This window comes from Rhodobacter sp. NTK016B, from assembly GCF_017303295.1.
In the GTDB taxonomy this organism is placed as follows: domain Bacteria; phylum Pseudomonadota; class Alphaproteobacteria; order Rhodobacterales; family Rhodobacteraceae; genus Pararhodobacter.
Window position 1 is genome coordinate 15586 of record NZ_JAFKOK010000003.1, and the last position, 22467, is coordinate 38052.

General features: G+C 67.6%; 19 protein-coding genes. 5 read left to right on the top strand and 14 right to left on the bottom strand.

Annotated elements, in window-relative coordinates:
- Positions 1-11 precede the first annotated feature (11 nt).
- The 7 genes from JI664_RS04455 to JI664_RS04485 form a co-directional block, all read right to left on the bottom strand.
- Positions 12-2420: a hypothetical protein gene (locus JI664_RS04455; RefSeq protein WP_207012528.1), complete on the bottom strand. Its 2409-nt coding sequence runs from the start codon at positions 2418-2420 to the stop codon at positions 12-14.
- A 1-nt stretch (position 2421) separates the two neighbouring features.
- Positions 2422-3897 carry a hypothetical protein gene (locus JI664_RS04460; RefSeq protein ID WP_207012529.1) on the bottom strand — a complete coding sequence of 492 codons (1476 nt, stop codon included), beginning with the start codon at positions 3895-3897 and terminating at the stop codon, positions 2422-2424.
- A complete protein-coding gene (locus tag JI664_RS04465; protein ID WP_207012530.1) occupies positions 3897-4718 on the bottom strand; it encodes a hypothetical protein in 822 nt (273 codons plus the stop codon). Before JI664_RS04465 ends, JI664_RS04460 begins: the two co-directional genes overlap by 1 nt.
- Positions 4718-6310, bottom strand: a complete 1593-nt coding sequence (locus JI664_RS04470; RefSeq protein ID WP_207012531.1) for a hypothetical protein — start codon at positions 6308-6310, stop codon at positions 4718-4720. The genes JI664_RS04465 and JI664_RS04470 overlap by 1 nt, the downstream gene beginning before the upstream one ends.
- A 284-nt stretch (positions 6311-6594) precedes the next feature.
- Entirely contained in the window at positions 6595-7533 is a 939-nt protein-coding gene (locus tag JI664_RS04475) for a homoserine O-succinyltransferase (RefSeq protein ID WP_207012532.1), read from the bottom strand.
- Between the two features lie 56 nt (positions 7534-7589).
- Complete coding sequence (locus JI664_RS04480) at positions 7590-8462, bottom strand: ATPase (protein WP_207012533.1); 873 nt, start codon at positions 8460-8462, stop codon at positions 7590-7592.
- A 63-nt stretch (positions 8463-8525) separates the two neighbouring features.
- Positions 8526-11015 (bottom strand): penicillin acylase family protein, encoded by a 2490-nt coding sequence (locus JI664_RS04485; protein ID WP_207012534.1) that lies wholly within the window; start codon positions 11013-11015, stop codon positions 8526-8528.
- Between the two features lie 98 nt (positions 11016-11113).
- Between JI664_RS04485 and JI664_RS04490 the strand changes: the two genes are divergently transcribed.
- The 3 genes from JI664_RS04490 to JI664_RS04500 all read left to right on the top strand — a co-directional run bounded on the left by JI664_RS04490 (position 11114) and on the right by JI664_RS04500 (position 14813).
- Positions 11114-11986 carry an NAD(P)-dependent oxidoreductase gene (locus tag JI664_RS04490; protein WP_207012535.1) on the top strand — a complete coding sequence of 291 codons (873 nt, stop codon included), beginning with the start codon at positions 11114-11116 and terminating at the stop codon, positions 11984-11986.
- On the top strand, positions 11983-13674 hold the full coding sequence (gene ade, locus JI664_RS04495) for an adenine deaminase (protein ID WP_349768682.1): 1692 nt from the start codon (positions 11983-11985) through the stop codon (positions 13672-13674). The genes JI664_RS04490 and ade overlap by 4 nt, the downstream gene beginning before the upstream one ends.
- A gap of 203 nt (positions 13675-13877) precedes the next feature.
- On the top strand, positions 13878-14813 hold the full coding sequence (locus tag JI664_RS04500; protein ID WP_349768683.1) for a homocysteine S-methyltransferase family protein: 936 nt from the start codon (positions 13878-13880) through the stop codon (positions 14811-14813).
- A gap of 66 nt (positions 14814-14879) precedes the next feature.
- Here JI664_RS04500 and JI664_RS04505 read toward each other — a convergent pair whose 3' ends face one another.
- A complete protein-coding gene (locus JI664_RS04505) occupies positions 14880-15290 on the bottom strand; it encodes a universal stress protein (protein ID WP_207012537.1) in 411 nt (136 codons plus the stop codon).
- 346 nt (positions 15291-15636) lie between these two features.
- Here JI664_RS04505 and JI664_RS04510 point away from each other — a divergent pair, with 346 nt between their 5' ends.
- Positions 15637-16104 (top strand): hypothetical protein, encoded by a 468-nt coding sequence (locus JI664_RS04510; RefSeq protein WP_207012538.1) that lies wholly within the window; start codon positions 15637-15639, stop codon positions 16102-16104.
- A 61-nt stretch (positions 16105-16165) separates the two neighbouring features.
- Here JI664_RS04510 and JI664_RS04515 read toward each other — a convergent pair whose 3' ends face one another.
- The 6 genes from JI664_RS04515 to JI664_RS04540 form a co-directional block, all read right to left on the bottom strand.
- Positions 16166-17146: a methyltetrahydrofolate cobalamin methyltransferase gene (locus JI664_RS04515; RefSeq protein WP_207012539.1), complete on the bottom strand. Its 981-nt coding sequence runs from the start codon at positions 17144-17146 to the stop codon at positions 16166-16168.
- On the bottom strand, positions 17143-17808 hold the full coding sequence (locus JI664_RS04520) for an HAD family hydrolase (protein WP_207012540.1): 666 nt from the start codon (positions 17806-17808) through the stop codon (positions 17143-17145). The genes JI664_RS04515 and JI664_RS04520 overlap by 4 nt, the downstream gene beginning before the upstream one ends.
- Before the next feature lie 12 nt (positions 17809-17820).
- Complete coding sequence (locus tag JI664_RS04525) at positions 17821-18735, bottom strand: methylenetetrahydrofolate reductase (RefSeq protein WP_207012541.1); 915 nt, start codon at positions 18733-18735, stop codon at positions 17821-17823.
- Positions 18736-18751: 16 nt separating this feature from the next.
- The gene (locus tag JI664_RS04530) at positions 18752-19072 is read right to left on the bottom strand and encodes a virulence factor (RefSeq protein ID WP_207012542.1); all 321 of its coding nucleotides are present in this window, start codon (positions 19070-19072) and stop codon (positions 18752-18754) included.
- Between the two features lie 271 nt (positions 19073-19343).
- Positions 19344-20009 (bottom strand): outer membrane protein, encoded by a 666-nt coding sequence (locus tag JI664_RS04535; protein ID WP_207012543.1) that lies wholly within the window; start codon positions 20007-20009, stop codon positions 19344-19346.
- A gap of 294 nt (positions 20010-20303) precedes the next feature.
- Positions 20304-21005: an outer membrane protein gene (locus JI664_RS04540; protein WP_207012544.1), complete on the bottom strand. Its 702-nt coding sequence runs from the start codon at positions 21003-21005 to the stop codon at positions 20304-20306.
- A 297-nt stretch (positions 21006-21302) separates the two neighbouring features.
- Here JI664_RS04540 and JI664_RS04545 point away from each other — a divergent pair, with 297 nt between their 5' ends.
- A complete protein-coding gene (locus JI664_RS04545) occupies positions 21303-22454 on the top strand; it encodes a Ppx/GppA phosphatase family protein (RefSeq protein WP_207012545.1) in 1152 nt (383 codons plus the stop codon).
- Positions 22455-22467: the final 13 nt, after the last annotated feature.

Here is a 22467-nt window from a genome sequence, read left to right on the forward strand (position 1 = left end):
CCATCGCGCGATCATGGCCAGACCTGCGCGTCGAGGCGTTGCATCAGCGCGGCGCTCATATGCGCGCAAAGCGGTGGCACCGTCAGCCCTTGGCTGCCCGAACGCGGGGTCCCTTCGAGCGTGATCGCGCAGCCGATAGCAAAAGCGGGGCTGCCATCGGGCGCGTCGAGCCAGCCTGCAAAAGTCGAGATCCGGTCGCGCCCGATGCCGCGCTCGGCGGTGCCGGTCTTGCCCCCGGTCCGCCCGGCAAGCTCGGGCGCGCGGCGCGCGAAGACCGCGCGCGCAGTGCCCCGGCCATCGGGCGCGGTGACCGCACGCAACCCGTTCTGCACGCGGTCCAGTAGCCACGTCGCCTGCAGCCCCGAGAAGAGCGGCGCGGCCACCGGCAGGGGCGCGATCAGTCCCGGTGACACGGCGCGGTTGAGCCGGATCGACCCGGCCAGCTGCGCAAGGATCAGCGGCCCGGCCTGCACCTGCTGTCCATAAGCGCCGTTGGCGATGGCGCGGCTGCGCTCGGCTTCGGACAGGTCTGGTGCGATAGCCTCGATCAGCGCCGGGTCGCGGGGCAGGATCGGCAGATCGCGCCCGCCATCCAGTGAGGCCGGGCGATCCAGTCCCAGCCGTCGCGCCAGATGCGCCGCGACCGGCGCTTGGGCGGCGGATTCGACGCGCAGCATCGCCGCGGCGAACCAGATATTCGACGACCGCTCCAGCGCCTCGGCCAGCCCCATCGTGGCGCCCTCGTCACCCGCCAGCGGCCCCGCGCGTCCGCTATCGGCAATCGGGTGGGTATGAAATCCCTCGGGGCAGTCGCGCGTCCGAGCACCGATGGGCCGCGCGGACAGGTCAAGCGGAATGCACAGTCCGAACGCGCCCGACAGCGCGCCGGGGCCAAGCAGCCGGTCGGCCTCGGGCCGGGCGACGCCGTCGATCACGCGCATCAGGTCGCCCGCATCGAGCTGCCCGAGCAGGCCCGCATCCAACGCCTCGATCATCGCCAGCGCGCTGAACATCTTCCAGGCCGAGCCGGGGATCTGGTGCCAGCGCCGCCCGGTCCAGGCGGCCGCGCCGGGCGCATACAGCCCGCCCGGATCATGCGCGGCAGCGGCAAGGGTCCAGGCCGAGCGCCCCTCGGGCGGGACCGGCACCCCGGCGGTGGCACGGATCGCGCCGGGTCGGGTCACATCGCGCAGGTCGATCACCACCAGCGAGGCCTGCGGCCCGTTCTCGGCAAACCGGCGGGGCAGATCGGCGAACGGCCCGCCCGACGGGGCCAGCATCGCCGCCAGCACCTCCTGCGTCAGCGCCTGCAGATCGGGATCGAGTGTCACCGCGCCGGTGAGTTCATCCGCCAGCATCGCCGCTGCAGCCAGCAGGCCGCCCGGCGTGTCCGCGTCGCTGCCGGTGACAGGCACAAGCCCCAGTCGCCGCGCCCGATCCGAGGCGACGAGGCGTCCGGCCTCGATCCGCGCCCAAAGGGTCAGGACCGGCGGCGCGGCCTCGGGGCTGTCACCGTCTCGTATCCGGGGTTGCGCGCGGACATAGCGGCGGGACGGGGCAGCGATCCACTCGGGGCGGCATTCGGGCGTACAGGCCAGTCGCACGCGGTCGCTTAGATAGGTACCGGTGACAGGGGCGTCGGGCGGCACCGGCAGTGGCGCGATCACAAGGCTGTCCGCCGCGTTCTGCGTTAACCGCCGCAACCGCAGCGCCGCCGGGTCCTGACCCGCCGCACAGCCATCCAGCCGACCATCGCGGGCGCGGCACCATCGCCGGACGATGCGCCACCCCTCTGGGACGGCCGCGAGCCGCCCCAGCAGGTCGAGCGTGCGGATGCCGGTCAGATCGGCCCGGGCAGCCACCGGGCGCTCGGTGGCGATGGTGGTCCACGGTCCGAAATCGCTTGCCCCGTCGGCCAGTGCGGCATGGGTCCGAGGCAACGGCGCGGGCAGGTCGCGCCTGAGGCGCGCGGCGATCCGTGCCTGCCCGGCGAGGCCCTGCGCGACGGGGTCCGAGAGCCGCCATTCCGGCGCATTCCAGCGCTCGGCGCAGGGGCCGGGACAGGCCGGGCCCTGCGCGCGGATCGCCACGATCCGGCCCAAGGCGTCGAGCCGCGACAATTCGGCTGTGATCGCCGTTCCAGACTCGCCAACACGCAGCAATTCATCGGCCTGAGGCAGCGCAGCCGCCCGCTCGCGCCTCAGGATCGGCGCATGAGCCTGTTCGTCCCAGCCGATGGCACCGCCTGCGACGGCCTGCGCGAAAAGCTGCGCGGTTGCCGTGCCTTCGGGCGCGGTCACAGCGTCGGTGCGCCACGTCTCGAGCCGCCCCAGAGCGGGCGCCAGAGCCGTCCGTGCAGCCCACAGCGTCACGCCCATCGCCGCGACGCTGACCCCAAGGGCAAGGAACACCGCGCGCATCTCAGCCGCTCCAGCCGCCGGCGCGGTGCAACCGGACCCAGAGCGGACCCAGCCGGAACGTCGCGCGGTCTTCAAGCATCACCGCCTGCGCGCGTGGGCGATCGAGCCGCAACAGGCCCGGCTCGGCGCGCAGGCTGGCCTCGGCCATGTCGGGCTGGTCGAGACACCACGCCGCCAGACCGCCCGCGACCGTCCCTCCGGCCTCGTCGCGCGTCACCATCGGCACCGCCTGATCGAGCCAGTCGAGATGGATCGCCGCGCCGTCGGGATCGACCGCTTCCGGCCCGACCCAGCCGGTGCGCAACAGCCGCAGGCGGCTTTCGCGCACCAAGTTGGAGCCCAGCGGCGGGGCCTCGTGCAGCCGCAGCGGGATCCAGCCCAAGGGCTCGCCCCCTTCGGCCAGCAGCACCTGCCAGCGAGGCGGCAGGGTTCGGTCGAGCGTGGCCGCCTCGCGCAGGCTCAACCCCATGCCGGGCACGCCGCCCCGGCGCGGCACTGCCTGCGGCTGGGCGCCGGCGCGCAGCAGCGTTACGTCGCCGTGCGCGTTTTGCACGATCCGTGCCTCTTCCAGCCGCGACTCATGCGCCATGAGCCGCCGCTCGGCATCGAAGCGCATCGCCACCCCCTCGACGCGTGAGGTCCGCCCCGGCACCGGCAGGAACACGCCCAGCACTTCAAGCAGGTCGACGGCTTGACGCGGGCGCGTAAGCAGGCGCGAGAACTGGCTGTCAGGGATCAGCCGCGCTTCGACGGGCTGGCCATCGAACCGGGCATGGAAGGTCTCGAACGCGCGGTCATGCGTGACCTGCGCCTCGGACAGGGACGCGCCCAGAACCGGCGCCACGGCGCCCGGATCGGGCAGCGGCGCCAGCGCGTGAAGCGCAAGTCGCGGCGCGTCGAGACCGGGGCGGATCACCAGCGCCTGATCGGCGGGGCTGTCGCCCAGAAGCACCCGCATGAGGCCATGGCTGCGCCCATCCTGACCCAGCGCGATCACCGCGCGGCCCTGTCCCGCGCGCCAATGCGCTGGCGCGCGCTCGGACCCATGGGCAAGCGACGGCTGCAACGCGGTTTCACGCCAGAGGATCTGCATCTGTCCGCGCGGCGCGCCCAGCCCCGGCTCCAGCCCGTCGCCGAACAGAAGCGAGGCCGCGCCCTCGGCCGCGACATGGCGAAGCTCGAACCCCAGCCGCCGGTAGCAGAGCGGCTCGAAGAACCGGGGCAGGCTGAGCGCCAGCGCCTGTGCCACACTCTGCGCGCCGACATAGACCAGCGATTCCTGCGGCACGGCTTCGTGGAAATGGCCCAGCGGGTCATTGACGATATCGATGGCGGGATAGTCGTAAAGCGTGCGTCGCACCGCTTCCAGCGCGCTGTCTTCGTCGCGCAGAATCAGCCGCGACAGCAGCGGCCGTGCGGCGGCGACACCCGGCCCGCGACCGCTGATATCGCCCACCCGCATGGCGCTGCGCCGCATCACGCGCCGATTGCGGGCCGCGCCAGACGCGCCTCGCCGCCCAGAAGCTGCACCAGAACGCCCAGATTGAAGGCCACCTGCCGCCCGGGTGGCGTGTCATCGCCCGCCGCGCGTCCGGTGGCACGGTCGAAGCCGGTGCGCGAGACGGGCAGCACGTCACAACCGATTCCCAGCGCCGCCAGGTGCCGCACGAAGCCTTCGAGCCGCCCGCTCCAGCTGGCATCCATCGCCGCGAAGGCCTCGACCCAGGCGCCGGGGCGGGCGGCGGATTCGGGCGGGGCCTCGCCCCACCACTGGCCCGCCTGCGCCATCTCCCACGCGTCGATCTGATCGAAGGGCAAAGGCGGCAGGTCCAGAAACCGCAGCGCGTCGTCGAGAATCAGCACCGCATGAGGCCGCGCACCCGGGCGCCAGCCGATACGTGGCCTGCGCCCCGAGACCAGGTCGCGCAGGCCGCCACCCCGCGCGTGGTGCCGCGTCAGGTCGTCGAGCAGCGCGCTGAGGAAACCACGCGCCGCAGATTGCGTGCCATCGGCAGGCAGGACAAGGCCCAGCACCCTCGGCGCCGGCCCCGTATCGGGGAGCGTTTCGGCAACCACAACCGGCAGATCCGGGCACGTTGCGAGTGCCTTTACCCGTGCCGCGCGATGGCGCGTCAGAACCCATCCGGTATCGCTTTGCTGCAGTGTTACGGGCGCGCTGTCCTCCACCGGCCATCCCGGCGCCTGTTCGCCCTGTGCATCGCGCGCCGCCGCAAGCAGCGCGGTTGCCGCTTGCTTTGTCGGGGCGCAGATCACGACAGGACGGGCGGCGGACGGCATCAGGCCCCCAGCTTGCGGTCGGAAGGGGTGCGGGTGCGCTTCGCCGCCTCGGCCAAGTCCGCAGCCAGCCGGGTCAGAGCGTCAGGCTCTTGCGTCAGCGCATCGCCGCGCCCGTCGGCCATCGCCACCAGCGCCAGCGCCACGGCGGTGTCGAAGGTCGCCAGTCCCAGCGCGGCCGCGCGATCCAGAAGCGCCTCGGCTGAGGGCGCGGGCAGGGCTCCGGCGACGGAATGCAGACGCGACACGACGGCCTCATCCAGCGCGGGCAACGGATGGTCCGTAACGCGTGCCAAGGCCAGCGAGACGAGGCGGTGGTGCAGCGCGTCGGGCAGGGCCGCGTCGCCCCAGATCGCGGGCAGCGCCATCTCTGCCGTTCCTGCGACCTCGCGCGGGGTCAGCGCGCTTGCCAGCCAGTCGGGCGCGTCCTGCGCCGCCTGAAGCCGGGCGATATCGGCGTCGAAGTCAGGACCTGTCGTGACCGTGATGTCGGCCTGCGTCAGCAGGGCGGCGACATCGTCATGCCAACGCGCGCGGCTCGGGACCGGGTCGGGCGGGGCGAGCGTCAGGCGGGTCTCGGCGGTGTCGTCCGGGCGGTGGCCCCAGTCGAGCGCGGTGCCGTCGATGCGCACCCACGCGCTGTCGGCGCGCGCCACGCGCCCATCGGGCAGGCAGAGTTCCACCGCCACGCCCTCGGGCAAATCGACCAGCCGCAGCCGGTCGCCCGCGCCCAGCATCAGCGGCGTCAGGCGGGCGATGCGCGTCTCGGGCATCAGGCCCGAGCGGGCGATTTCCGCGATTGTCAGTGCCTGCGCCACCAGCGCGGGCGCGGCGTTCTGCCAGACCGCCTGCGCGCGATATTCGGCCTCTTCGCCCAGCGTGGCGCGGATCGCGTGCAGCCGGGGCCCGACAGCGCGGCGCACGTTGGTCAGCGCGCGGCGCAGGCTGGCGCGGCCCTCGGCCGTCAGGAAGGCCAGCCCGGCCTCGGGATCGGCCAGCGCGCGGTCGGCCTGCAGATCGGGGAAGGAGATGTCGGGGCCCTGACGCTCGCTCCATTCGGCCTCGGCGCGTTCGAGAACCACGTGCAGCTGAACGATCGCGGGTTGGATAAGCGGCAACAGCATGTGCAGGGGGCGGCGCACCGGCGGCTGGCCCGCGCGCTGGATCTCGAGGCTCATCGACAGGGCGCCGGCGTCCAGCCTGCCGCCTTGGCGCGCGCTTGCCATCACCTCGATCCGGGGTTGCACCTGCACGCCCCAGCGCGCGCTGCCCGTGGACAGACCCAGCCGCACAAGGCTGTCGGTGCCGGTCCGTGCAAGGGGTTCGGGGCCGATCACATGGCTGCGGCGACGTCCCTCGGCATCGAGCCCGGTCAGCGTCAGCGTCGCCAGCGGGGCATAGGGCGCGCGGAACTCGGCCACCGGACCGATCGCGTCCAGCCGCTCGGCGCGTTGTGTCTTGCCATCGATGTCCAGAAACAGGTCATCGACCGCGACGCCGGGCCACAGGACTGCGTGCCGGTCGCCCGTATCGTCGGGACGGGTGCTGATGCGCGGCGTCTCGGCGACGGGCCGCGTCGGAGTGTCGGCAACCATGGCTCCCCCGTCCTAGACCGGCCAAAGCGACCGCAAGCCATCGGCGAATCCGCAGACCCGAAATCGCGCCCCGGTGGCAGCGGGCGCGACGATTGTCCGCGTTTCGGTTTGTATTAACGATATATGGACGAAACCGTCTGCGACAAGAAACGCTCGACAACGTCTTGTTCACATTTGCTTTGTTCAGGCCACGGTTGGGGACGCAACCCATCGGGGCGCGAAGGTGGCTTCGAACGGGCCGGAAGGCAGGCAAAGCCGCCCTTCGACCCGGTTTCCACGCGCGATCAGCCCGCCTCTGCCATCCCGATCTGCGCCATATCGAAGGGCGTGGTCTGGTAGATCTCGTTGATCCAGTTGCCGTAGAGCAAATGAGCATGGCTGCGCCAGCGGTTGAGCGGCGTTTTCGACGGATCGTCGTCGGGGAAGTAGTTCACCGGAATCTGGATCTGCGCGCCCGCCACCTGATTGGATTGCAGGTCGCGCTGATATTCCTCGTTCAGCGTGCCGCGATCGTATTCCAGATGGTTGAAGATATAGAGCGCGCGGTGATCGGGGTCGTCGACGAAAGCCGGCCCAACCTCGTCGGAATTCAGCAAGACCTTAAGACCCGCCGCTTCGATCTCGTCGCGCTTCATCTCGGTCCAGCGGCTGACCGGCATCACCAGATCGTCCGAGAAGCCACGCAGATAGGGCGAGGTATGGGCGAGATTGGCGTGGCGGTAGCACCCGAACAGCTTGTGGTCGAGCACATGCTTCTTCACGCCGTGGAAATAGTTGATCATCGCCATCCCGCCCCAGCAGACGCCGAAGGTGGAATGGACATGGGTCTGCGTCCATTCGAAGACCTCGCACAGCTCGTCCCAATAGGTGACCTCGTGGAACGGCAGATGCTCGATCGGCGCGCCGGTGATGATCAGGCCGTCGAATTTCTCGTGCTTGATCTCCTGGAACGAGTGATAGAACGCCTCCATATGCTCGGCGGCGGTGTTGCGGGTCTGGTGTTCCGACATGCGGATCAGCCGGAAATCAATCTGCAGGGGCGTGGCGCCGATCAGCCGGGCGAACTGGTTCTCGGTCTGGATCTTCTTGGGCATCAGGTTGAGCAGCCCGATCTTGAGCTGTCGGATGTCCTGACGCGCGGCGCGCGTGTCGGACATGACCATGACGCCCTCGTTCGACAGAACGTCATAGGCGGGCAGGGTGGCGGGCAGGGTGATGGGCATCGGAGGGTATCCGTCTATCTGTATCAGGTCAGCGGCCCGGCGGATTTCTCCGTCTGTCAGGCCGCCCGGGAGGCGCGCTTGTCCAGAGCCTCGCCGATCAGCGCGCCGAAATCCTCGGGCGTCGATACGCGGGCCACGTCGTCGGCGGTGACCTTGAGCCCCCAGTTCGCTGCCATTGCCGCGTATCGGGGCTGGCGATGGGCCAGCGCGCGGGCATAGGTCCAGCGGACGAAGGCGTCCGGGTCAACCGCCCCGGGCATTCGTCCGCTCTCGGACAGATAGGCGTTCCACGCATCCATCAGGAATTCGGGCCGGTAATACATCGGCTTCGGCGCGCGGTCGAAGCGGCGGATCAGATCGGCGGTGTGATCCTCGGACCCTTCGATCCAGACCAGAAGCAGGTGGCGCGACAGCACGCTCAGAACCGGGTCGGTGCGGCTTTCGGGATTCACCACCTCGCAGATCGAACCGCCGGAATCGCAGACGAAATTCCGGTAGCCGTAGAGATCCAGCGCGCGGTCGACGAAATGCGGCGTGTCGATCAGCGCGGCGATTTCGGCCTCGCGGTGCTGGGCCTGACGGCGGCGGTATTCGTCAAAGGGCAGCCCGCCCTTCGAGGCATCGCCCGGCTTGCCCAGATAGGTGCTCAGCGGCGCCAGATTGTCGAAGGTGATGTTCGAGGCGATGCGCACGGAATCGGTGAGCAGCAGCTCGCGCAGAAGCGGCACCTTCATCGCCTCGCGCTTGAAATTGTCGGCAATGGCCTCGCCCATATAGCGCGTGCCGATGCGGTAATCGACCGAGTAGTGGAACCAGCCCCCGTCGCGCAGGATCGACGAGATCCGCGTCTTGCCCAGACCCGACATGCCGAACAGCACCACGCGTTTATGCGCGGCGTCGCTCCATTCGGCTTTGGTCTCGTAGATCATCGGGCTGCCCGTTGGCTTAGGCCGGTCTTGCCTGTGGATATATGCAACGCTCAACGACCGGGTTCAAGGCGCCGGTTCAAGCCGCGTCGTCCCAACGCCGCCTGCGCGCGCCAGATCGGGGTCCAGCGTCATCGGGATATACTCGCCCCGCCGCCACAACACGCCCAAATCGTCATAGTGACGGCTGAGCGGGTGGCCGCTTTCGCCGGTCGAGATGATGAACACGCTCGCCTCGGGATCGGCCATGTCATAAACGCCCCGATAGCCCGCGCCGTGGACATTGAGGAACGGATCGGCGGCGCCCTGCGGACCGCCGCGGGTGAGGCCCCGCATCAGCGTGTTGTCCCCGCCCGAGGTCGACTGGCGGATATTCACGAAGAGCTTCAGGATCGGCACCTCGCCCAGCACCGGGTGGTCATGCGTCGCCTGATGGGCATCGCCCCAGCGCCAGCTTTCGATCGCCGGGCCGTATTGGTTGGTCAGCTGCAAAAGCGCGGCGTCGAGCGCCGTGCGGGCGATGTCGACGCAGCTCTCCTCGACCGCCGACTGCACCACGTCGCACCAGATGCCCGCCCCGTTTTCATTGCGGAAGACGCGGCTGATGAAGGCGGGCTCCATATGTTCGAACATGTCCGCGGTCGGGCCCAGCTCGTCACGGATCAGGCGGAACTGCAATTCGCGCATCCATGCGGCATAGATCAGCGGTTCGGGCAGATGCTCGGACATCTCGCCGTTCCAGTCGGCCAGAAGCTGCAGCGCAAGCTGGCGCTGCGCCTCGGGCGTGCCGTCGGGCGCGGGTTCGCCTTGGAACCACAGCTCGGCCCCGACCAAGGGCAGAAGCGTGCGCGCGGCCTGACTGACGGTATCGAGCTGCGCCTCGATGAAGCTTTCGCGGGTATGGACCGTGCGCTGGCGCATCAGCCGGATCCAGCGCTGGATCCGCACCGTGTCGCCCCAGTCGAAGCTGACATGCAGCGGGAAGGGACGGTCCAGCGGTTTGTTGTTCGTGTTGCCGATCAGCCCGGTTTCGGGATCGAGGAAACGCGGATTGGCGGAATAGGGAAAGGAGCCTTCCCAGCGCGCATTCGGGTCGGCGCCCGGGGCGGGCATCTGACCGCGCGTCGGATGATCTTCCGAGCGGCGCGGCATCCGGCCGATCATCTGCATGGCGATATGCTCGCCGTCGATCACCATCAGGTTCTGCGCCGGGGCGACATAGGCCTCGCCCGCGTCGATGGCCGCATCCACGGAATGCGCGCGCATCATGCCGATGGCCGCGCTCATCGTCGTGTCGTCGCCCGTCAGCGCCGTCCATGACAAGGCCGCGACATGGCCCGGCGGCGTGACCGAGGCCAGCGAATAGTGCCGTCCCGGCAGGATCGGCCCGTTATCCGACCAGCGCAGCGTGATCGTCACCGGGTCCTGATCGGCCACATAGATGATCGAACGGCGGGTTTCGAACGTCTCCCAGCCCTCGGGGCCGCGATATTGCTCGGGATTGTCGGGGTTCAGTTCCTCGAGAAACAGGTCCTGATCGTCCAGATAGGCCGTGGTCAGCCCCCAGGCGATATTCGAGGACCGCCCGGCGATGATCGCGGGAATGCCGGGGATCGTGCCGCCCGTGACGCCGCCGGTGCTGAGTTCCAGCCGCGCGAGATACCAGATCGACGGAGCGGCGAAGGGCAGGTGCGGGTCATTGGCCAGAAGCGTGCCGCCATTGGCCGAGCGCAGCCGTCCCGCCGCCCAGGCATTCGACGCGCCCGCGAAATCCCACGAGCGGAACGGCGACAGCGCCTCGCCCGGTGCCTCGCCGGGAACCGAGGGCGCCATGGCCAGCTGCGTGGTCTCCAGCGTCGGGAACAGGCTGGCGAAATCGGGCATCGCCGCGACGCCTGCGCTGTCGTCTTCGTGCAGCAGGTCGCGCGTGCGCTCTTCGCCGATCAGCGCCGACAGCCGCGCATGACGCACTTCGCTTTCGATATGGCCGGACAATTGCACCGCCATCAGCTTCAGGATCGCCACCGAATCCGCCGGTTGCCACAGCCCGACCTCGCCGGGGAACAGAAAGTATTCCGGCGCCCCGCGCCCCAGTGCGCGGTCGTTGACAAGGTTGATCCACGCATTCACGCCGCGCGCATAGGCATCGAGCGCCATCGCCGTATCGTCATCCTGCGCGGCGACAGATTCCTGTGCCAGCGTGTACAGATCCAGCCGCCGCATCAGCTCGTCTGTGCGGATCGTACGGTCGCCGAACAGCTCGCTCAGACGCCCCTGCGCCGTGCGCCGCAGCACCGTCATCTGCCACAGCCGGTCCTGCGCATGGGCAAAACCCAGCGCATAGAAAGCATCGGCGTCGTTCTCGGCGAAGATATGTGGCACCGCCCATGTGTTGCGGGCGATCTCGACCGTTTCGGACACGCCGGGCACGCGCCATGTCGCCTCGTAATCGGGGACCGAGCGCGACAGGAAATAGTAAACGCCGACGACGATCACGACCGACAGGACGACCAGCGCAGTGGCGATGCGCAAGAGCCAGCGGAACAGGGTGAGCATGAAGTGTGGCCTCGTCGTGTTGACCTCAGAACCAGTCTCGTTTCCTATGACTTCAAGCGTGCGAGCGCAATTCAAACCATCTTCAGAGGGGGACGCACATGGCCAAGGTGGCATTTCTGGGCTTGGGGGTCATGGGGTATCCCATGGCCGGGCATCTGGCCAAAGCGGGCCACGAGGTCACGGTCTATAACCGCACCGCCGCCAAGGCGGAAAAATGGGCGCAAGAGCAGGGTGGCAAGGCCGCACCGACCCCGCGCGCAGCCGCCGAGGGGCAGGATTTCGTCATGGCCTGCGTCGGCAATGACGACGATCTGGCCTCGGTCTGCCGGGGCGAAGACGGCGCGTTCGCGGGCATGAAAAAGGGCGCGATCTTTGTCGATCACACCACCGTGTCCTCGGGCATCACTGCCGCTCTGGCGGGTGAAGCCTCGGCGCTGGGGCTGGGGTTCGTCGACGCGCCGGTCTCGGGCGGACAGGCGGGGGCCGAAAACGGCGTGCTCAGCATCATGTGCGGCGGCAGCCAGTCCGATTACGACGCGGCCGAGCCGATGATGCAGGCCTATGGCCGCATTGTGAAGCGCATCGGCGAGTCGGGTCAGGGCCAGATCGCCAAGATGATGAACCAGATCTGCATCGCCGGGCTGGTGCAGGGCCTGTCCGAGGCGCTGGCTTTCGGCGAGAAGGCCGGTATGGACGGCAAGGCGGTGGTCGAGGTGATCTCGGGCGGGGCGGCCGGGTCGTGGCAGATGGTCAACCGGCATGAAACCATGCTGGACGGGCATTTCGAACACGGCTTCGCGGTCGACTGGATGCGCAAGGATCTGGCGATCTGCCTGAAAACCGGCGATGAAATCGGCGCCTCGCTGCCCGTCACCGCGCTGATCGACCAGTTCTACAAGGACGTGCAGAATATGGGCGGCGGGCGCTGGGATACCTCGTCGCTGATCGAACGGCTGCGGAGGCTGTCGTGAGCCTCGAGACGCGCATCGCACAGGGCAAGGGCGACGAAGCCGCCGATCTGGTGCTCAAGGGCGGTCAGGTTTGGGACATGGTCACCGGGGCGATGATCCACGGTGACGTAGCGATCTGCGACGGCGTGATCGTCGGGATCGGCGCCGATTACGACGGCCAGCGCGAGATCGACGTCACCGGCAAGACGCTGGTGCCGGGCTTCATCGACACGCATCTGCACATCGAAAGCTCGTGCATCACGCCCTATGAATTCGACCGCTGCGTGCTGCCGCGCGGCGTCACCACGGCGATCTGCGACCCGCACGAAATCGCCAATGTCTGCGGGCTGACGGGTATCCGCTATTTCCTCGATGCGTCAGAGCGCACGGTGATGGACATCCGCGTGAACCTGTCCTCCTGCGTGCCGTCGACGCATATGGAAACCGCGGGCGCTAATCTCAGCGCGGCGGATCTGGCGCCGCTCGCGGATCATCCGCGCGTCATCGGGCTGGCCGAGTTCATGAATTACCCGGGGGTGATCTTCCGCGATCCGGGCTGCATGGAGAAGCTGAAAACTTTTGAGGGCCGCCATATCGACGGCCATGCGCCGCTTCTGAGCGGGCGCGACCTGAACGCCTATATCTCGGCGGGCATCCGCACCGAGCATGAGAGCACCTCGGCGCCCGAGGCGATCGAAAAGCTGCAAAAGGGTATGCGGGTGCTGATCCGCGAAGGCTCGGTGTCGAAGGATCTCGAGGCGCTGGCCGAGGTGCTGACGCCGGTGACATCGGCCTATCTGTGCCTGTGCACCGACGACCGCAACCCGCTCGATATCGCCGAACACGGCCATCTCGACTACATGATCCGCCGCCTGATCGAAAAGGGCCGCGACCCGCTGGCCGTCTACCGCGCCGCCTCGCTCTCTGCGGCCGAGGCCTTCGGGCTCAAGGATCGCGGCCAGATCGCCCCCGGTAAACGCGCCGATATCGTCGTGCTCGATGACCCTGCGACGTGCCGGGCTGAGATGGTGTTCTGCGGCGGAGTGCTGGCCGCGGACGAGGCCTTCGCCGCGCGCGAGATCATCGAGCCGGTCGCGCGCGGTTCGGTCCATGTGCCGCCGCTGACGCCCGAGAGCTTCCGTTACGCCAGCAACAACCCCGAAACGCCGGTGATCGGCATCTGGCCGGGAAAGATTCTGACCGAACACGCGGTGGTGCAGATCCCGGCGACGGATGGTGACAAACGTCCCGACCCGGCACAGGATCTTGCGCGGATCACGGTGATCGAGCGCCACGGCAAGAATGGCAATATCGCCAATGGCTTCGTGCGTGGCTTCGCGCTGAAAAAGGGCGCGATCGCCTCGACTGTCTGTCACGATCATCACAATATCGCGGTGGTGGGGGTCGACTATGCCGACATGGCGCTGGCCGCGAAACGGCTGGGAGAAATCGAAGGCGGGTTCGTCGTTGTCGAGGATGGCGCGATCAAGGCCGAATTGGCGCTGCCGGTGGCGGGGCTGATGTCGCTCGAACCGTTCGAGCATGTCCGCGACCGGCTGATCGACTTGCGCCAAGCGGCAAAGGGCCTGGGGGTCGAGCTGGAGGAACCCTTCCTGCAGCTCGCCTTTGTCGCCCTTCCCGTCATCCCGCATCTGAAGATCACCGATTTCGGCCTGGTCGATGTCGACCGGTTCGAGGTCATCGGATGATGTGAGGCCGGCGCTCGGGGGCATCGAGCCCCCTCGCGCCGGCTGCACGCAGCCGGGGGGCTGTCTGCCCCCTCTTGGCCTGCGGCCAATTCACCCCCGAGGATATTTGAGGAACAAAGATGGGCCGAACGCGCCCGTCAGTAGGGAGCCAGCGCATGTCATTCACTTTGCCCCAAATACTCACGGGGGGATCCAAGGGGGGCGTGTACGCCCCTCTTGGCGCGGGGGGCTCGGGGGGCGCAGCCCCCCCGATCACGCTTCTCGATGGCGGGATGGGGCAGGAACTGCTGCGTCGGGGCGGCGATCAGCCTTCGCCTTTGTGGGCCACGCGGGTGATGATCGATCATCCCGGGCTCGTTCAGGCGATCCATGCCGATTATTTCGCCGCCGGGGCATCTGCAGCGACGACGAATACTTATGCGATCCATCATGACCGGCTGGTCAATAATGCCATGGATCATCGCTTTGCGCAGCTGCATGACGCCGCCGTGACCGAGGCCGAGGCCGCGCGCGCGGCTGCTGGCGGGGGCCTGATTCTGGGATCGACCGGGCCGCTGGGCGCGAGCTATCGCAGCGACCTGATGCCGCCGCACGAGACCGGCGTCGGCCTTTATGCCGAGATCGCGGCGATTCTGGCGCCCCGCGTCGACGTTCTGGTGGGCGAGACGCTGGCGACCTTGTCGAATGTGGCCGCTTTCCTTGACGGTTGCGACCGGGGCGCGCCGGGCAAACTGCGCTGGATCTCGGTCACGGTCGAGGATCGCGACGGGACGATGCTGCGCTCGGGCGAGGCGCTGGCCGATCTGGCACCCTATGCCGCGCGGGCGGACGGGGTGTTGATCAATTGCTCGGCCCCCGAGGCGATCGATCAGGCGATTCCGGTTCTCGCCGCGTTCGGCAAGCCGTTTGGCGGGCAAGGGAACGGGTTCACGCAGATCACGTCGGATTTTCTGAAGCCCAACCCGACCGCTGATGTGCTGGTCAACCGCCCCGAGATGACGCCCGAGCGTTACGCCGATTTCGCGCTGGGCTGGGCGGCGCAGGGGGCCACGCTGATCGGCGGCTGTTGCGAGACGGGGCCTGAGCATATCGCGGTGCTGGCGCGGCGTCTGCGGGCGGAGGGCTATGACATCGTCTGACGGAAAGGGCCGGGGTTTCCCCCGGCCCGGCTGCAGGTCCGCCGGACCTGTCCGTTCAGAGCGCAATCAGCGCGAGATCAGAACCGAGCATTGTGCGTGGCGCACGACGCGGGCGGCGGTCGAGCCGATGAAGTAATCGCTCAGGTTCGGGTGGTGCGAGGCGATCATGATCAGGTCGGCCTTGGTGTCTTCCGAGCATTGCAGGATCTGCCCCGAGGCCGCGCCGGTGCGGATTTCCGGCTCGACCTTCGCTGTCACGCCGTCGGCCAGAAGGCCCAGCTCGACCTTGGCTTCGGCCTTGCGGCGGTCGTCCAGATCGCGGGGAAGCTCGGCGGCGATATAGCTCGGAACGTCTTCGATCACGTGCAGCAGGCGGATCGTGCCGCCTTCGTCCAGAAGCTGGACAGCCTTTTCAATCAGCGCCTTGCCGGCATCGCCATGGCTCAGATCGACGGCGACGATGATGTGATTGTACATGGTGTATCCTCCTGTTCGCATCTGCCCCGACCTTAGCGGGCGGCAATGGGTGCCACGTTGATCTGCGTCAATACCGCGCGGCAAGCGTCGCGCGACGCTGTCGGAGCGTTGCCAAGGGTATCTTAGAGTCCCGCGGGCAAAACGCATCCCCTTGATCACGCGTTATCGTCGGGCGGCCGTCGCGGTGTTGCCGCGCGGATGGGCGCCATTGCCGGGGCTTGCCTGCAAAGGCATGATTTCGCGCAAGGGCAGGGCGATGTGGCGCGGCGGACTTGCCGGGTCTGCGCCTGCCTTTCTAAACTGGAGCCACCGCGTGCCAAGGCGGCAGGGCAGTTCGGAGAAGGGCATGGCAAAGCGCGCGATCATGGCGGTTCTGGCGCTGGATATGGCTGTCGGTGGTGGCACCGCCGCCCGGGCGTCCTGCGCCTTGCCGACACCCACGCCCAATGCCTATGGCTGGTACGTGGTCGAGGGCGACCCGTTCGATTTCACCGCCCGCAATCCCGCCTTGCCCGATCTGGGCGTGCCGCTTCTGACCGATGCGCCGGTGATCCCCCGCGTGCTCGATTTCGTCGTTCTGCCGCGCTATGGCGGTCGGATCGCGCTATTGCAGTATTTTTCCGGCGATCCGGGGACCTCGGAACTGGTGACGCTGATCCGCAACGCGGTGGTCGACCTGCAGACCGGCGAGACGCTGGGAATGCCGGTCTATTCCGCCGATTGCGTGTCGATGGACTGGCGCTGGTACGATGAGCGGATCGAGGTGCACGAGCATAACGGCGTCGAGATCGTCGCGCTGCCGCCGATGCACTAGGCCTGATCGCGAACGGGCGCCCCTTTCGGGACGCCCGCTTTTCTGGGGACCGAGCGCGCGCTCAGCCGCGGCCGCGACGGCCACCGCGGCGGCCCGACGAGGCGGCGTTGGCCGCGGTCGAGGCCTCGGCGAAGGTCGCGCCTTCTTTCATCGCTTCGAGCACCTTGGCGAGACGGATCCATTCGCCGCCATTGGCGTCGTGGTTCATCAGAAGGTTGGCGGCGCGGATCGCCTCCATTTCCTGGCTGCGGACCGGGTTCATGATCGCCGAGGTCATGCCCGCGCCGATCGACATCGGCAGGAAAGCACCGTTGATGCCGTGGCGGTTGGGCAGGCCGAACGAGATGTTCGAGGCGCCGCAGGTCGTGTTCACGCCCAGCTCGTCGCGCAGGCGGCGGACCAGCGCGAAGACCTGATGCCCGGCGGTCGCCATCGCGCCGATCGGCATGACCAGCGGATCGACGACGATGTCATGGGCGGGGATGCCGAAATCGGCGGCGCGCTCGACGATCTTCTTGGCCACGGCGAAACGGACATCGGGGTCTTGCGAGATGCCGGTATCGTCGTTCGAAATCGCCACGACCGGCACGTTGTATTTCTTGACCAGCGGCAGAACCAGTTCCAGCCGCTCTTCCTCGCCGGTGACCGAGTTCAGCAGCGGACGGCCATTGGCGGCCTGCAGGCCCGCCTCAAGCGCGCCGGGGACCGAGCTGTCGATGCACAGCGGCACGTCGGTGATCGCCTGCACGGTCTTAACCAGCTGTTCCATCAGCGGCGGCTCGACGAAGTTGTTGTCGGCGTAGCGCGGGTCTTCCGCCATCTTGTTCGAGAACACGGCGCCCGAGTTGATGTCGAGCACGGTCGCGCCGCAGACGACCTGTTCCAGCGCGTCCTTCTCGACGGTCGAGAAATCGCCCATCTCAAGCTCGGCGGCCAGTTTCTTGCGGCCGGTGGGGTTGATGCGCTCGCCGATCACGCAGAACGGCTCGTCAAAGCCGATCACCACCGTCTTGGTGGCGGATTCGAGGACGGTACGGGTCATGGAAAAACTCCTTCAGGGCGCGCGAGGTGCTCATCGAGCGCGGGATCGTTGAAATCGTCGATGCTGGCATGAGCGCCGGCGGCGATGAGGGCGGCATGGTCCAGCGAGGACCGTATGCCGATGACACGGGCTCCGGCATCGCGCGCCGAGCGGATACCCGAGGGGCTGTCTTCGAACGCGATGCACGCGGCAGGGGCGACGCCCAGCCTGTCCATCGCCGCGCGGTAGGGCGCGGGATCGGGCTTGCCGGCGGCGCATTCCTCGCCGCTGATCACCACGTCGAACCGCGCCCGTTCGCCGATGGCGGCCAGCATGGCCTCGGCATTGAGCGGGTTGGCATTGGTGACGACCGCCAGCGGATGCCCCGCCGCCTGCACCCGGTCGAGCAGGGCGTGCAGACCCGCCATCGCCGGGTAAGGGGAGGGCAGACGGCGGCGGAATTCAGCTTCCTTGGCGTCGGCCAGCGCATGCGGATCGCGCTCGCCGGGCAGGAACTCGGCAAACACGTCCGAGGTCACGCGACCATGCACATGCGTGGCGTAAAAGGCTTCGTCCACCGCGACGCCCCGCTCGGCCATCCATTCCACGAAGATCGCGTAATGGATCGGATCGGTGTGCAGCATCGTGCCGTCAAGATCGAAGAGCAGCGCGGTGCGGGGCATCGGGACAGGTCCTCAGGCGGCGGCGCGAACGGGGCGCTGACCGTGGCGTTGGGTCCATTCGGCATTGGTCTTGATGCCGCCCAGCGGGAAGAAATGGACCGACTCGATCCCGAATTCCGGGTTCGCCGCCTTGTGCTCGGCCAGCTGCAGCAGGAACTCGTCGGGCTCGTAGGGCAGCAGCAGCTTCGAGACGTCCATCGCCCGTTTCTGCAGCACCTTCAGCGACGGGCCGACCCCGCAGGCAATCGCGAACTTGATCAGCGTCTGCAGCTTGGCGGGACCGGCGACGCCGATATGCACGGGCAGGTTCACGCCCGCCTCGCGCAGCCCGTCGACCCACTGGATTACCGGACCGGCGTCGAAGCAGAACTGCGTGGCCATCGCCATCTTGGCATCGGTGCGCTCGGAAAATGCCTGTTTCCACAGCGCCGCTTCCATCACCATCTTGTCGGTGCCGTCCAGATCGATGTCCTTGTTGCCCTCGGGGTGACCGGCGACATGCAGCCGCTCGAACCCGTCGAACGCGCCCGATTCCAGAAGCTGCATCGAGGAATGGTACTCGCCATGCGGCTGGGCCACGCCGCCCGCCAGCATCAGCGCCTGATTGACCGCCGCTTCGCCCTGATAGCGCGCAACCCAGTCGGTCAGCGTGGCCTTGTCCTTGATGATGCGCGCGGGGAAATGCGGCATCGGCTCGTAGCCTTCTTCGCGCAGGCGCTTGGCGGTCGCGACCATGTCCTCGATCGGCGTGCCTTCGATATGGGCGATATAGACGCGCGTTCCGGCGGGCAGCAGCGTGCGGAAATCACCGACTTTTTCGGCGGTACGCGGCATCACCTCGATCGAGAACCCGTCGAGGAATTGCTCGAGCGCGGCCGAGCCGGAGGCCGAGGGGGCAGCCTTGCGGCCGAAGGGGAACAGAGCCATCAGTTTCTCCCAGAGATTAGCCACGCGCGTCCCACCCGTCATTGGCGATCAGCGCCTTGATCCTTTCGCCGTCATAGGTTTCTTCCAGCCGCTGGGCCTCGGCGCGGGCGACCTGTTCCTGTTCGCCAGCGACATCATAGGGGTCGGCTTTGCGCCATTCGGCCAGATAGGAATCGGTGTCACGCGCGCCGATCTTCATCGCACAGCGGTCGATAGCCTGCTCGAAACGCTCGGAAAGCTGCACCTTAGCGCCGCGACGGCCCTTGCCGACGATGACCTGCGCGGGGATATCGCGCCAGAAGACGATGGTGACGGGATTTGTGGGCGCGTCGGTCATGGCGAGATCCTTTCCGAGATCCAGTGCGAAAGCCCCGGCAGGGGCCGGAAGACGAAGGTTCTGCCTTGTCGCCGGTTTCCGTCATGCTCACCGCGCCGTTTTCGACCGCTGTGCGATGAGTTGCGACCCGATTGATACTGCCCGGCCTCCGCGCTGACCACCGGGCGGGGCGTGAATAATTTTCACCATCAATGTGAGGCAGAGACGACAATGCCCGCCCCGGACGAACCGGGGCGGGCATCTGTAGCTGTGACAGTCGGTCGGGGACCGATCAGAAGCGGCGCATCACCGACAGACGCACGAGGCTCGAATCGCCATTGGTGGTCACGCCATTCAGCGTTTCGTCGCCGTAGAAATAGTATTCCAGATCGCCGCGCACGGTCCAGTCGCCGCCGCCGATCGCCTGTTCGTAGCCCACACCGATAACGGCGCCATCATAGCGCGCACCGTCCGAACCGAAGCCCGAGGTGGTGACGCTGCGCGAATCGGTGGCATAGCCCAGCGTGGCGAACATCAGCGACGAACCCATCGCGTAACCGACGCGACCGCGGATCGAGGCCTGGTGGTTGGCGAAGCTGTCGCAGGTGTTGCCGACGATGCCGCAATCGTTCGAGCCGTCACGCTCCGAGAAGTCCAGCGCGACTTCGGCACCATAGACCATGTTGCCGCTCTGCCAGTTGTAGCCGCCGATGGCGCTGAAGCCAAAGCCGGTGGCATCGGGGTAGCTGGGCAGCGCGCCGTCGGTATCCATGCCCATGCGGCCATAGGTCAGACCGCCACCGATATAGGCCCCCGTCCAGTCATAAGCGGCGACCGGCGCGGCCACGACAGGCGGGACATAGGGTTGCGGCTCGACCGGGCCCGAAGCGAGCGCGGTGGTGGCGAAGATCGAAGTGGCGGCCGTTGCAGCGATTGCAGTAGCGTAAAGGGTTTTCATCGGATTACTCCCGTCGTTTCCCTGAAGCACGTTGGCTTCGTGTATGCCCAGATAACGCGTTTACCGGCGAGGGGTTCCCATCATTTTGCGTCCGGACCGGCCGCACGCGACCTTCCGCTTGGCGCCTTGCTGCTCAGGGGCTTAAAGCCACGCGCTCGTGATCGGGCGGGGCCTTGAAGTCGCAGCAATAGCGATGCCGCAGTGCAGCAGAGTGCTCGCTAACGATAAAGGCCCGCGCGCGGTTTGCGGCGGGCCTTGTGTCGGCGGCGGGCACGGGCCCGCCGGTCGTGGCCCTCAGAACCGGAACTGCGCGCCCACCCGCAATGTCCCGTAATCCACATCCGCATAGCAGTTCGCGCCGCAGCTCGAAGGCAGCTCCAGCCGGCCCAGATCGGTGTAGAGATATTCCAGATTGACCGAAAGATTGTCGCTCAGCGCGTGTTCGACGCCGATCCCGGCCGTCCAGCCCGTCAACCGGTCCGAGCCATTGGTGACCACCGCCTGACCGCCCGCCTCGCCACTGGCAAGCCCGGCGGTCGCGTAGAACAGCGTGCGGTCCATTGCCACGCCGACGCGGCCCCGGATCGCCAGTTGGTTGTCGACACGCGTCTCGCAGGTGCCGCCTGCGCAGCCGAAGCTTCCGCTGCTGACCGATCCCGCGACCAGTTCGCCGCCGGTATAGTCGATCGCGGCACCGTAAACCAAACCGCCGCTCTGGATGTCATAACCCGCGCTCAACCCGAACGGTGTGCCGTCCCAGTCGCCGGGCGTGCTGGCCCCGCCGACCGAGCGTTCGGCCCAGAAATTCTCGCCAAAGGACTCGCCGACATGCAGGCCGATATAGCCTCCCGTCCAATCATAGGCGGGCGCCACGGGCGGGCTGACGATCTCTTGCGGCGTCTCGTAGACGCTCACCGGGCCCGAGGCCAACGCAGCAGACAACGGAAAGCCTGCGAACAGGGCCGAGACAAAAATGGGGGCAAGACGATGGCTCATGATACCTCCGGCGATAGAGCAGGGCGGGGCCTGTGTGGCGTGCTTGTTTCAGATATAGAGCGCCGCAGGTGATCTGCAAACCCGCTCACCAAGGCGTGCGAAAGGTTGCGCAATCCAGACGTGTCTTGCGCCACGCGAAGTCTCTCTTGGCAGGGTGACGTGGCGGAAAAAGCCGTCAGTTCCATGGGGATAGGGCAGGGTGGACAGGGTGTTACGGCCCTCGCTTGTGGACGCAAGCCGCTTGCGCGCAGGGCCTGCGCACAATAAGGTCAGGGTAACACGAAATGGAGGGCGGCCATGACGCCCGAGCGTCCCGCAGGCGCGGCGGCGCATCCGAGAACGTCGAGATCGCCGAAGCGTGCGCGGTTTCCGGGCGGACAAGAGCCGAAGCGCCAAACAGGGTCCGGCGAGAAGGGGTTGTACGCGGCCCTCGATCTGGGGACCAATTCCTGTCGCATGCTCATTGCGCGACCCAAGGGTGCGCAATTTGAAGTGGTGGACAGTTTTTCTCGCGCCGTCGAGCTGGGCACCGGGCTGGAAAGCACCGGGCGGCTGGGGCACGGCCCCATGGCGCGCACCGTTCAGGCGCTGCGGATCTGCCGCCGCAAGCTCGACGATCATTCGGTCTCGAACATGCGGCTGGTGGCGACCGAAGCCTGCCGGCGGGCGCGCAACTCGGCCGAATTCATCCGCAAGATCCAGCGCGAGACTGGCCTGAGGCTGGAAATCATCCCCGCCGAAGAAGAAGCGCGGCTCGCCGTCATCTCGTGTGCGCCGCTGGTCGCCGCCGAGACCGAGCAGCTTCTGGTCATCGATATCGGTGGCGGCTCGACCGAGCTCGTCTGGATCGACCTCGCCGATGTGCCGCATGAAGACCGCCGCCGGGCGATCCTGTCGGTCAAGCTGGGCCTGCGGTCTGAAACGCTGAACCCGCGCGCGAAGGGGGCGGCACGGGTCGTCGACTGGATCAGCGTGCCGCTGGGCGTGGCGACGCTGCGCGAGCAGTTCACCGATGTCGAAGACGATGCCGCTCGCTTCGCGCTGATGTCGTGGCATTTCGAGGAACAGCTCCACGATTTCTCGCCCTATCAGAACCCCGCGCCGCGCGACGGCTTTCAGATCATCGGCACCTCGGGCACCGTGACCACGGTCGCCGCCTCGTATCTCGGTCTGCGGCGCTATGACCGCAACAAGGTCGACGGGCTCCGCATGACCTCGACGCAGATCGACAAGGTTATCCGCGATTACCTCGCGCTGGGCCCCGAAGGGCGGCGCAGCGATCCGCGGATCGGGCGCGAACGGCACGGTCTGATCATGTCGGGCGCGGCCATCCTGCAGGCGCTCATGCGCGTCTGGCCCACCGATGTGATGTCGGTGGCCGATCGCGGGTTGCGCGAGGGGTTGCTCTACGCGCAGATGACGCGCGACGGCGTGCTGACACGCCTGTGAGATCGGGAAAGGA

Coding starts and splice junctions, on each gene's coding strand:
- JI664_RS04455 (WP_207012528.1), bottom strand. CDS start 2,420: ATGCGCGCGGTGTTCCTTGCCCTTGGGGTCAGCGTCGCGGCGATGGGC.
- JI664_RS04460 (WP_207012529.1), bottom strand. CDS start 3,897: ATGCGGCGCAGCGCCATGCGGGTGGGCGATATCAGCGGTCGCGGGCCG.
- JI664_RS04465 (WP_207012530.1), bottom strand. CDS start 4,718: ATGCCGTCCGCCGCCCGTCCTGTCGTGATCTGCGCCCCGACAAAGCAA.
- JI664_RS04470 (WP_207012531.1), bottom strand. CDS start 6,310: ATGGTTGCCGACACTCCGACGCGGCCCGTCGCCGAGACGCCGCGCATC.
- JI664_RS04475 (WP_207012532.1), bottom strand. CDS start 7,533: ATGCCCATCACCCTGCCCGCCACCCTGCCCGCCTATGACGTTCTGTCG.
- JI664_RS04480 (WP_207012533.1), bottom strand. CDS start 8,462: ATGATCTACGAGACCAAAGCCGAATGGAGCGACGCCGCGCATAAACGC.
- JI664_RS04485 (WP_207012534.1), bottom strand. CDS start 11,015: ATGCTCACCCTGTTCCGCTGGCTCTTGCGCATCGCCACTGCGCTGGTC.
- JI664_RS04490 (WP_207012535.1), top strand. CDS start 11,114: ATGGCCAAGGTGGCATTTCTGGGCTTGGGGGTCATGGGGTATCCCATG.
- JI664_RS04505 (WP_207012537.1), bottom strand. CDS start 15,290: ATGTACAATCACATCATCGTCGCCGTCGATCTGAGCCATGGCGATGCC.
- JI664_RS04510 (WP_207012538.1), top strand. CDS start 15,637: ATGGCAAAGCGCGCGATCATGGCGGTTCTGGCGCTGGATATGGCTGTC.
- JI664_RS04515 (WP_207012539.1), bottom strand. CDS start 17,146: ATGACCCGTACCGTCCTCGAATCCGCCACCAAGACGGTGGTGATCGGC.
- JI664_RS04520 (WP_207012540.1), bottom strand. CDS start 17,808: ATGCCCCGCACCGCGCTGCTCTTCGATCTTGACGGCACGATGCTGCAC.
- JI664_RS04525 (WP_207012541.1), bottom strand. CDS start 18,735: ATGGCTCTGTTCCCCTTCGGCCGCAAGGCTGCCCCCTCGGCCTCCGGC.
- JI664_RS04530 (WP_207012542.1), bottom strand. CDS start 19,072: ATGACCGACGCGCCCACAAATCCCGTCACCATCGTCTTCTGGCGCGAT.
- JI664_RS04535 (WP_207012543.1), bottom strand. CDS start 20,009: ATGAAAACCCTTTACGCTACTGCAATCGCTGCAACGGCCGCCACTTCG.
- JI664_RS04540 (WP_207012544.1), bottom strand. CDS start 21,005: ATGAGCCATCGTCTTGCCCCCATTTTTGTCTCGGCCCTGTTCGCAGGC.
- JI664_RS04545 (WP_207012545.1), top strand. CDS start 21,303: ATGACGCCCGAGCGTCCCGCAGGCGCGGCGGCGCATCCGAGAACGTCG.